The organism is Aquimonas sp. (assembly GCF_044377145.1).
Lineage (GTDB): Bacteria > Pseudomonadota > Gammaproteobacteria > Xanthomonadales > Xanthomonadaceae > Aquimonas.
In genome coordinates, this window is sequence record NZ_JBILJQ010000111.1 from 1 (window position 1) to 10,010 (window position 10,010).

Here is a 10,010-nt window from a genome sequence, read left to right on the forward strand (position 1 = left end):
GAGCGCACATGCGCCCGCCACCGCCACGCCTCCGAACACGCCATCGACCGGTCCTCCGTTGGGGAAACCGGAGACGGTCGGGAGAATCAGGTAAGGAAGGTAGGTGAGGTGGGCGGACGCTTACGAAACACCCGTTCGTAGGGTTCATTGCGGCCGAAAGCACCGGGCTCGCCACGGTGCACTCGCCACGCGACCACATTGAAGCCCGCAACCCCCGGGGTGCACGCGAAGAGCCGGAACTTCCCTTCGCGGCTGAGCTCGACATCACCGCAGCCGTCCCACGAGCAGGCGCCTCGCGCAAAAAAAGCGCGCCGCCAAGCCCGAGTGCCTGGCGACGCGCTTGGAGCTATTGGACTGTTCCCGCTCGGCGTGCACGGCACATGAGGGATGTGTCGTGCGCTGCTCGCCGGGTCAGGTCGCGGGTGTGCGATGGACTTCTCTCGCGCCGCCGCAGGAGTCGGGCGAGGCCTCGCTTTCCGCAAATGCCGCTTCACTGAATCCGAATCAGGCGGCCCGCGCTGGGGACGCGAAGCGCCTGATCCGTTTGCCGCTTGCACACGTGTACTGGTTCTACAGGTGAGCGCTCTACAAACCCGCGATCGTCGTGCTCGACCAGTTCCGATAGGCCGCGCCGTTCGGGCTCTGATCGGCGCGCAGTTTCAGGCCGATGGTCTGGTACAGCTCCGACTGCGTGCGTCCACCCGCATCGACCACGCGACCACCGGTGATACCGCCGCCCGCAACCAGCATCGGCACGTTGCTGTTGCCGTGCGAGTCCGCGTCGCCCATGTCCGACACCTGGGTCACGATCGTGGTCGGCAGCAGGCCACGCGCGTCGAAGCGCTCCAGAAGATTGCGGGTCAAGCCCGCCATGTAGGCGATGTCCTCGTGGTACGCGTCTGGCCTGTTGCCCTGATTGTGGTGCGACTGGTGCGACTCGCGGCCCAGCACGTCCAGGAAGTGGTTGTGCGAGTCCGATCCAAACGCGATCGACACCGAGGCGGTCAGGTTGCAGCTGAGCGCTAGCGCGGCGATCTCAGTGTGGAGCTTGACTGTGGCATCGAAACCGGTGACCGCAGTGTTCGGCGGCTGCGGGCAGGAGCCACCGGGCGGCGGGGTGCTGCCGCCGCTGTCGATGGCCTGCTCAATTTCGCGGATCGCGGTGAAGTGGCTGTCCAGCTTCTGCAGCTCGTGCTGGCCCAGCTTGGTGCGCAGGCTGTTGATGGCCGCGTAGTGCAGGTCCACCACCGAGCGCCGCGGCGGCGTGCCGCCGCCGGTGTTGGTACCGCCGCCCGCGAACAGAATGTCCAACGCGGCGCGCGGGCTGGTGATGGTGGGCTTGCCGCTGTTGAGCTCGCGGCTGAGATTTGGCTCGGCCGTGATGCCCAGGTTGAGATAGCGCACCGGGAAGTTCGCGCCGATGGTGCGACCCAGGTTGACATCGAAGCTGTCCTGCGACCAGCTGCCGTTGTTGAAGCGGTGGAACATCACGCCGTGCCCGGCGCCGCTCATGGATGCGTTGCGCAGCATGGCGATGCGGCTGAACTGGGTCTGCAGCGGCGCCGACTGGATAGGCAGGGTGGAGCCACTGGGGAACCAGCGGGTGGGATGACAGCCGCCGCCGGAGAAGACCAGGCAGTGCTTGTTCGGCACCGCAGACTGGGCTTCCGAGGTGCGCGCCAGCATGACGCCGACGAGCACGCTGGAGGCCTTGATCAAGCTGGCGGAGATGCCGGCCTGGCCAATCAGGCGAAGAAAGCTGCGGCGCTCTTTGTCGAAGCAGTCCGTGTGTTTCATTCTGCTCACTCCAAATCGTTGTGTGGACATGTCGAGAGGGGTGGGCGCGCTCAGCGCGCCCACTCCTTGCGATACATCACGGATTGCAGGGCGGGGATCTCTTCCAGCATCGCGCGCGGGCCGCGGTTAGCGAGCACGTCGCGCAGGGTGCCGACGTTGCAGCGGTAGGCCGCTTCTTCCTGTTCGCTGATGCGGGCATTTCCGACATCGCGATCGGAGTCGATCAGGAAGATCGTGTGGATACCCGAGCTGTAGCTGACAAACTGGGTGGCGAGACAGGTCTGCGCCTGGCCCGACACCTTCGGGTCTTCCACGATCTTGGTCACCAAGCTCGCACCACCGTTGAAGGTGATCGCCGGCGAGTGGATGACACGGTCCGGATCGCCCAGGAACTGCAGCTGCGGGAACGGCGAGAAGAACGTGCCGCTGGCGTCGATCGGGTTGTTGCGCGCATCCGTGGTGCGGAGGCGGCCCACCGCGTCGAAGTTCTCCAGGCCGCCGCCCAGCGGGTTGATGATCTCGGCGTGGCAGTCCGAGCAGCTGGTGCCCATCGTGATGCGGTCGTAGATCATGCGCTGGGTGGTGCGCGGGTTGTTGAAGAACTCGCGGTCCTGCGCAGCCAGGGCTTCGCGATCCAGGCTGACGCCCGAGGGCGGCTCAGGAATGTCCTGACACATCAGACGGCGCCGCAGGGCGACCGCACGCGTCACCAGGTTCGACTCGTTGCTGGTGGCATAGCGCGACAGGAAGGCACCCGACATCAGGATGCCGCCGCGGTCGTTGGTCGCCGTTCGCACGAAACCGTCCGCATCCGCACCCGTGCCAGAGAAGGGCAGGCCGTAGAGCGTCGCCAGGCGCTGGTTGACGTGGGTGTAGGCCGGCTTGTACAGGGTCGAGAAGGTCGCTGTGGAGTCGAGCATGCCCTGGGAGAAGTTCTTGCCCAGCTCCAGCTTCATGTCATTCGCGAGCTGCGGGAAGTTCGGGAAGCCCGTCTTGTCCTTGATCTCCAGCTGATCCGTGCCGATCCAGCGGTTGACGAAGCTGGTCAGCAAGGAGCGCGCCTGCGAGGTGTTGAGCAGGGTGGCTGCGTGCTGACGCACACCCGCCGGCGTATCCAGCTCACCGCGTCCAGCCGCGGCCAGCAGTGCAGCGCTGGGCGTCGTGCCGACGAAGGTGTAGCTGAGATAGGTCGCCATCTCGTGGCCGGTAAGCTTGTAGACATCGCCCACGCGCTCGCCCAGCTCGGAGCGATACAGGAACTGCGGCGATGAAAGCATGCCCGCCAGCGCCACCTTCATGCCTTCGGCCGGTGTGCGTCCGCCCGTGGTTCCCTGCGCAACTGCGAGGTAGGTGGAGCGCTCATCGGTGGTCAGCGGACGACGGAAGATCCGCGGCGCCAGGTCGGTCACCAGACGGTTAGCACAGTTGGCGTCCGGGTTACAGGACAGTACCGCGTTCCAGCGTGTGGCTACGTTGTCTGCGATGCGCTCCGCAGTGGTGATGTAACTGGTGTAGCGGGTGCGATCGACCAGCAAGGAGTTGTTGCCAAGGAAGGCACCGACCGTAAAGTCATCGGGCAGACGCGAAATCACGTCCTCGGTGTAGCCCACCAGATCGCCCACCGAACGCTGGTACTCGACCTTGGTCAGCAGACGCAGCGTGCGCTGGCCATAGGACTGGTTCGGCGTGGGGCAGGTGAAGTACTCGACCGGATGGTCGGGGATACCGTCGGACGGACGACGCCAGGTGAGGATGTAGGCCGCGATATCGTCCGCACACTGGCCAACGCACGAGCCCGGGCTGCCCTGCGGCATCCACAGCTCGATGAAGTCCCGCAGCGAACGATCCTGGCTGTCCTGGCTGTGACGGTAGACCGAACGATTCGGGTTCAGCCGTGCAATCACCAGCGCTCCGTTGGCCTCACGCTCACCGTCCACGCCGTGGCAGGCAACGCAGCCCTGCGAGCTGTAGAGGGCCGCGCCGCGCGCCGCGTTGCCCGTGCCTGCGCTGCTCGAAGAGCTTGAGCTGGACGAACTGCTGGAGCTGGAGCTGGAGCTGCTTGAGCTGCTTGAGCTGCTTGAGCTGCTTGAGCTGCTTGAGCTGGAGGAGCTCGTGCCGCCGTTGTAGACCAGGGAGATCGGAGCCGTGTGTGTCGATGGCACGCTGTCGGTGTAGCCGATCAGTTTGTAGTCGTAGCTGCCGGCGCCGGAGAGAATCTGCTCAACAAACAGTCGGCTGCTTGCGCCGAGGTTCGCTTGGGTTCTCCAGCGGTTGTCCGCACCGCGGCGACGAACCAGAAGACCCGTTTCGGCGGAGCCGGCACCGGACCAGACCAGCGAGGCTTCGCCGCTGCTCTCGGTGATGTCTCCCATCAACCCCGTCGGAGCAGACGGCTGGCCCGGCAGCGCGATCGCGGGCTGACTGGTCGGGTTGTCGCGGGTCAGGAACATCTTGAAGTACACCGGCACTCGCTCGCCGATTGAACTCAAGCCCGCCACCGCGCGCAGCGCCTCAATACCGGCATTCATTTCGTAGTCGGTGCTGTTGACGAGAATCGGGCGCCGCGGCGATACGCTGATGCTGCGGTCGCTGTGCTTCACGACCACTGCATCAAAGCTCACCGGACGGCTGACTGCGTGCAGGATCAGATTGCCGCTCATCGGCTGCACCACCATTCCGCCCACCGGCAGGCTCTCGAATGAGCCGAGATCGAGCTCAGTGGAGAAATGCAGGTTGGGCAGATGGTTTGATTCGAACAACAGACTCTGCATACGCGTGTTGCGGATATCGATACCGGTCGAGATGCTCGCGAGCGGGATCGTCATCACCGCGCTGCCGGAGGCTGCGACGGTTCCGCGGATCTGCGAGAACGTATGCACTTCGGCGTTGCTGATGTTCTTCTTGCTGACGAAATAGAAGCTGGATTTCGTTGAGTCGAGCAGCCAGCGTGCGGACGAACCACCACAGGCCACACCGTTCAAGGTGAAGCCGGTGGGGGCAGGCTCGCTCGGGTTCTGGACGATGAAGCCGAAACTGGCGGTGCCACCGCTCGGCAGGCGCCCGTTGTAGCCCGCATTGCGGACACAGACGCGGCTGCCGGAAGCAGTGAACACGCCATCCCACAGGTTAGCGATGGTGTCACCGCCCGAGTACTGCCAGCAGATCTCCCAGGTGTTGACTGCTGCGCCATGGTTGGTGGCCGCTACTGCGATCTGCGCGCCCGCGGGCCAAGTGTTCTCGCTGCGATACGTGACACTGCAGGCGCTCTGCGCGAATGCGGTTGAGCTTGCGAACAGGCCGGCGACCGAGACAAGGAGGAGAGGAAGCCAAGCTCTACGTGAGTTACTCATGGGAATTTTCGCCTCGTCCTGTTAGCGCGCATCGAATGCAAGCGCGAAATCCACGGGCACTGCCGGACTGATCGAAACCAGATTGGCAATGGAGCGCAGACTCTCTACTCCGGCGACCAGATTGAAATCGGCCGCGCGGGTGATGATCGGGGCGATGCTCTGCACCAGAATGCGAGAGTTCGTCAGCCGTTGGACCAACACGCGTGTCGTGACTGTGCTGGTCACTCCATGCAGGGTGACGCGGGCTGAGATGTCGGTCTGGGTCGTTTGACCGGCGCTCAGCGAAGTCAGCAATCCGCTTGGCAGCACCACTTCGATGCTGGCATTCGGGTAGGTCGAGGTTTCAAACAGCAGCTCTCTCATCCGCTGGTCGCGGATGGTGATTCCCGAGTCGACACTGTTCATGTCGATCGTAACCAACGCGGTACCTGCCGTGCTGATGATGCCGCTCAGCCTGTTGAAGGTATGCGCCTCAATATTGTGAGTATTCTTGGTGGTAACGAGGTTCAGATACGAAACGCTGCTGTCCAGGGTCCACGCTGCCTGCGGCACGGACGAGGAGGAGGACGAGGAGGACGAGGAGGACGAGGAGGAGGAGGAGGAGGAGGACGACGACGACGACGAAGACGATGAGGACGACGACGACGAGCTCGACGAACTGCTGCTGGAGCTGCTGGATGACGAAGAGGAAGACGACGATGAACTGCTGGAGCTGCTGGAGCTGCTGGACGAAGAGCTCGCTGGAGTGCAGACGGCGCCGGTGATCTGCGGGACTTCGGCCGCAGCACTGCCCTTGGTTCCCTGCAGCCCGAACTCAATCGTCTGGTTTGGCTGGATGGTCTGGTTCCAGCTCAGATGGGTTGCGGTGTAGGGATTGCTGCCGCTGAAGTTCGCACTCCAGTTGCTGGTCATACGGTTGTCGCCGCTGTAGCGCCAGCTCACGCTCCATCCACTGATCGGAGTCGATCGGGTGTTGGTGATCTTGATGGCCGCGGTAAAGCCATTGTTCCACTGGCTGTTGACCACGTACTGGCAACGCGCGACAGCCTGCGTAGAGCAGGCCGCACTCAGCGCCAGGAGCGCCAGGGATAGCAGTGTTCTGCCCCTCCGCTTTCCCTCTCTCTGCGCTACCGCAGAGGCTATGAAATTTCTCATTGTTCCTTCCTCATAGGATGAAAACTGGGTGGGACGATGCGAACTCTAGACAAGCCTCTGAATCGGGCGGTCTTTCGCAGGCTCGCAAGTCGACGTGTACGGATCAACCTTCCAGGCTGTTCGCCCGAAACGGCTGGTCGGGTGCATTGACCTTCTTCAAACCTGCACCCTGCAACGCAGTAAAACCACTCGCTTGGCGCTGCATTCGAGCCTTGGCGCGTGCGGGACCAATGACAGCGTGAACGTAAACGCAGGCGACAACGCATGCGGGCATCAGCAAGCTGACGTAAATGAACATGACTTCATCGAATGGAAAGGTGTGATTCCACGGCCGTGCGACTCCCAGATAGCACGCGAACAACCAGGAGACGGTTGAAATCGCACCGGTCGACGCCACTGCGGTTTTCTCGAAGAACCCCAAGCCCGTGACCCCAGTGTTTGAGACCACGCGCGGAAAGCTGAAATGGTGCAGGATCGCCCCGTTCGCGGTGAGCACGGCTACCACCGCGACCTTCGCCCAAAGCTTCTGGTTTGCGAGATACTGCGGATCATTGATTGAGCCCCAGATCACCAGCAGTAACCCGGAGCCCCACAGCACCATCAAGGCGATAGAAATGTTGCGTGCGGCGTATCGGAGTTCCTTCACGGCGCCCAGGCTCAAGCGCCTTCCACCGGTCTTGAAAAGCGTAAGATCCTGCATCAACAGCACCCCGACAGCGATGCAGGCGGCTATCAAGTGAACGTATACGATTAGGGTATTCATTGGATCGCCAGCGTCCTGTGTTAACTCTTCTAGGGGCTCAAGAACTGCAATGCGTCAAGGGGCTGGCATCTTGCGGGTGCGCGACAGCGGCCGGTGCCGACCACGGCGTTCGGGGCGGATCTGCTTTGAACGGATTCGGTAAACGCTAGCAAAACTCCATGCATGCGCCTCGGCTGGCGCGGCAACCGCTGACTGGATCGAACCACGGCCGATTCCGTGTAACAAACTGTTACACGACCTCCGCCGGATTCCAACATGGGATTTCCGTTTTGCATGCTGAGTCACACTTTGACACCGTGGCATGCCATGCAGTTCTCGCTGCTTGCAGCTAGACCAAGTTCACTTGACTCAAGCGGCTGAGCTCGCAACCGGTGGCCTGTTCGGCGCGCGAAGCTGGAGCAACTGCGTCTCGGTGTTCGTACCTGTGTTTGCGCTGGTCTTCTCCCGCAGCGATCCTGAGTACGCGGGGAGATGCCCTAATCGGATTCCCAGCGCGTGCCGCGATTGCTATCCGCGGCATTGCTGGCGGGTTGGAGATTGGTGCTGCCGCTGGCGGAGACTGGCGCGATCTTGCCGGCCTGCGCCCGAGCATCGCCAATTGGCATGAATCCCAGCACGCCCAGGGCGCAGATTGCCGCACGAGATAAGCGCATCGACTACTTCCTCTTGACTGGGCTGAGTGCGACAGTGATTGCGCCCGGCCCCGGGAAATGCTTCAACGTTGGATGATTCAATTGACCGGCATGTCCTGCGCCGATATTTTGATCGCGCGCTGTACAGCTTCCGCCCAAGCGAACTCTGCCCAAGCGAGCCAGTCACGGAATGCTTCGGCGCTTTCAAGCCCCTTGTTTGCTACGGACGGATGCCAACTCTGTTCCGGCAGGCAGCCCTCCCCGGCCGGCCGTCGACGTGGCACCACGCAGATTTTTCGAGTTCGGCGCACACCCCAGGAGCGCTTCAGCCTCGCCATGCGGGCCGGCAGGCTGAAGATCGTCCGCCTCACGGATGGACTGTCACCCGACAGGCCGGCGCACTTTATCCGCTGAATTTTGCGCGAACAGTGACGTGGCGCTACATCTTGAGCCGAAAACCGACAGCGATGTCATTTTCCCGCCAGGCGAGGCTGCCTGGGCTGTGATGCAGCCGTTTGGGCCACCGGTCTGGCGGTTGAATCAATCGCCGGCGGTGGGTGTTGGCGCTCTGCGCCCCCGAGTTCGCCTCCTGCCCTTCAGCCGCCGTCGCGAGCGTGCGCACTCGGGGTCCAAGGGGCCACAGCAGCGGGTAGGCGAACTGTTGCCAGGGCAAGCCGTACGCTGTCAGCACCAGATCGCCTGATAGTCGAGCGCTCGTGCTGGCTTTTTGATTGAGCGTCGTTGAAGGCCGCCCGCGCTTCAGACGGCGATCCATCCGAAGGCGTCTTGCTGCGATCAGCCCGCCGCTTCAGCAGTGCCTCGCGTGCAGCCGCGCGAGCAGTACATCGTGTCTTCGTCCGAACGACGGCTCGGAAAGGTCGTGATGGGGCAGAGCCTGCACTCAGCCACGCCGCCGCCGCGCTCCGTTCTTGCGGCGCCCCGCGCTGGCAGCGACCGACAGCCTCGCCGTGGGCGTTGGCAGCCGTCACACTGTGCATCGGCTGCGTTCGTTGGCAGCCAACGCGGCGCGGGGGACGACATGAGGGGAAGGCAGATGCAAACACGCGCGCCTCGCGCGGTGGCGGTGCTCCTGTTCGCAGGGCTTCTGGGCGGCTGTTTCCGTGGCGGAAACGAGCCGCCGCCGGCGCACTTTCCGGAAGCTGATCCCGCCTTTCGTGATCCGCAGTTTCCCGCGTGCCCGAATCTTGAGGGCAGTTACGCGGCGAGCCCCGAGCCGGGCGGCGCATTCGATCTTGCGAGCTACTTCGGCGAGCTGCCGGCCGACCGCGCTGGCGCCGGCCTGCTGATCGAGCGCGGACCGATGGGCTGCCGTTTTGATTCCAATCACCTGCAGGCGGGTGAATCCACCACGATCTGCCAACTGCAGTTCAGGCTGCGGCGCGCGCCCGCCGAGGTCGACCGCGATGCAGACACCCTGCGCAGCGCCAACCCCGCGGCCTATGCGCGCTGGTGGCGGGTGGCGCGCGAGGGCGTGGCCCTGCAAGGCCCCCTGCACCTCAATCTATATGCCTACGAACAGGCACTGGCCAAGGATGGGCCGGTGCAGGACCGCCGCGGCGCCTTTACCCATCAGGACTGCGCTGACGGCTGGCTTGAATTGGAGCGTGGGGTTCGCGATGGCCGCGATCAGGTGGTCGAGATCACCCGCGATGAGACCGGCGGATTGATCGCCCGCCAGACCGTCGAGCTCTCGCGCAGCGAATTCACCGTCTGGTGCGGCGACGGCTGCAAGGGCATCCCCTACGCCCGCCGGACCGAAGCGCGCTGGGCCAGACTCGCACCGGCCGAGCGTCCGCCGATGTGGTCGCTTGATCCGCAGCGGCTGCCGCCGCTTGCGCGTGCGCCGAACAGTTCGCGCTTCGCCGCAGACCAGGCGCCACGGCTGGCTGTGATCGAGCCGGTGCCTGAGCTTCCATTGCCTGACGCGGTTGACGACGTGGCGGCGTTCCAGCGCGTGTTCGAGCTCGAAGACCGCATCCGCGCCCAGCTCGTCGACGAGCGCATCGACATCTGGCGGCCCGAAGGCAAGCGCGTACTGGTCACTGGCACCGCGCGCAGCAACACCGCCACCTCCGACTTCCTGCGCATGCTTGGGCGCGACGCCGAGGTGGAGCGCGCCGAGCTGGTGTCGATTTCGGTCGAGGGCGAGCGCACGCGCTTTTCGATCTTCGGAACGCGTCAACCCCTTTGAGACAGCCTGTTCACCAGATAGCTGTCATTCGTTCTCCTGAGTGGCGGATTCGCTCATGCTTGCGATCTCGTTGCTTCCGAGTTCACTGGGCAGGGTCACGA

The 10,010-nt window shown here is 63.7% G+C and carries 7 protein-coding genes; 1 reads left to right on the forward strand and 6 read right to left on the reverse strand.

Annotated features, from left to right (window positions below; genetic code table 11):
• Window positions 1–585: 585 nt before the first annotated feature.
• The 6 genes from ACIQ7H_RS20695 to ACIQ7H_RS20720 form a co-directional block, all read right to left on the reverse strand.
• A complete protein-coding gene (locus ACIQ7H_RS20695) occupies window positions 586–1,797 on the reverse strand; it encodes a DUF1552 domain-containing protein (protein WP_395795125.1) in 1,212 nt (403 codons plus the stop codon).
• A gap of 50 nt (window positions 1,798–1,847) precedes the next feature.
• Window positions 1,848–5,147 carry a DUF1592 domain-containing protein gene (locus ACIQ7H_RS20700; protein WP_395795127.1) on the reverse strand — a complete coding sequence of 1,100 codons (3,300 nt, stop codon included), beginning with the start codon at window positions 5,145–5,147 and terminating at the stop codon, window positions 1,848–1,850.
• 21 nt (window positions 5,148–5,168) lie between these two features.
• Window positions 5,169–6,302 carry a cellulose binding domain-containing protein gene (locus tag ACIQ7H_RS20705; RefSeq protein ID WP_395795129.1) on the reverse strand — a complete coding sequence of 378 codons (1,134 nt, stop codon included), beginning with the start codon at window positions 6,300–6,302 and terminating at the stop codon, window positions 5,169–5,171.
• Window positions 6,303–6,405: 103 nt separating this feature from the next.
• Window positions 6,406–7,065, reverse strand: a complete 660-nt coding sequence (locus ACIQ7H_RS20710; RefSeq protein ID WP_395795131.1) for a DUF2214 family protein — start codon at window positions 7,063–7,065, stop codon at window positions 6,406–6,408.
• A 476-nt stretch (window positions 7,066–7,541) separates the two neighbouring features.
• A complete protein-coding gene (locus ACIQ7H_RS20715; protein ID WP_395795133.1) occupies window positions 7,542–7,718 on the reverse strand; it encodes a hypothetical protein in 177 nt (58 codons plus the stop codon).
• Window positions 7,719–8,136: 418 nt separating this feature from the next.
• Complete coding sequence (locus ACIQ7H_RS20720; RefSeq protein ID WP_395795135.1) at window positions 8,137–8,472, reverse strand: hypothetical protein; 336 nt, start codon at window positions 8,470–8,472, stop codon at window positions 8,137–8,139.
• Between the two features lie 279 nt (window positions 8,473–8,751).
• Here ACIQ7H_RS20720 and ACIQ7H_RS20725 point away from each other — a divergent pair, with 279 nt between their 5' ends.
• The gene (locus ACIQ7H_RS20725) at window positions 8,752–9,909 is read left to right on the forward strand and encodes a hypothetical protein (protein ID WP_395795137.1); all 1,158 of its coding nucleotides are present in this window, start codon (window positions 8,752–8,754) and stop codon (window positions 9,907–9,909) included.
• Window positions 9,910–10,010: the final 101 nt, after the last annotated feature.

What these genes read in the sequence shown, in the direction of transcription:
- ACIQ7H_RS20715 (WP_395795133.1), bottom strand. Translation starts at nt 7,718, where the DNA reads ATGCGCTTATCTCGTGCGGCAATCTGCGCCCTGGGCGTGCTGGGATTC.
- ACIQ7H_RS20725 (WP_395795137.1), top strand. Translation starts at nt 8,752, where the DNA reads ATGCAAACACGCGCGCCTCGCGCGGTGGCGGTGCTCCTGTTCGCAGGG.
- ACIQ7H_RS20700 (WP_395795127.1), bottom strand. Translation starts at nt 5,147, where the DNA reads ATGAGTAACTCACGTAGAGCTTGGCTTCCTCTCCTCCTTGTCTCGGTC.
- ACIQ7H_RS20705 (WP_395795129.1), bottom strand. Translation starts at nt 6,302, where the DNA reads ATGAGAAATTTCATAGCCTCTGCGGTAGCGCAGAGAGAGGGAAAGCGG.
- ACIQ7H_RS20695 (WP_395795125.1), bottom strand. Translation starts at nt 1,797, where the DNA reads ATGAAACACACGGACTGCTTCGACAAAGAGCGCCGCAGCTTTCTTCGC.
- ACIQ7H_RS20720 (WP_395795135.1), bottom strand. Translation starts at nt 8,472, where the DNA reads ATGGATCGCCGTCTGAAGCGCGGGCGGCCTTCAACGACGCTCAATCAA.
- ACIQ7H_RS20710 (WP_395795131.1), bottom strand. Translation starts at nt 7,065, where the DNA reads ATGAATACCCTAATCGTATACGTTCACTTGATAGCCGCCTGCATCGCT.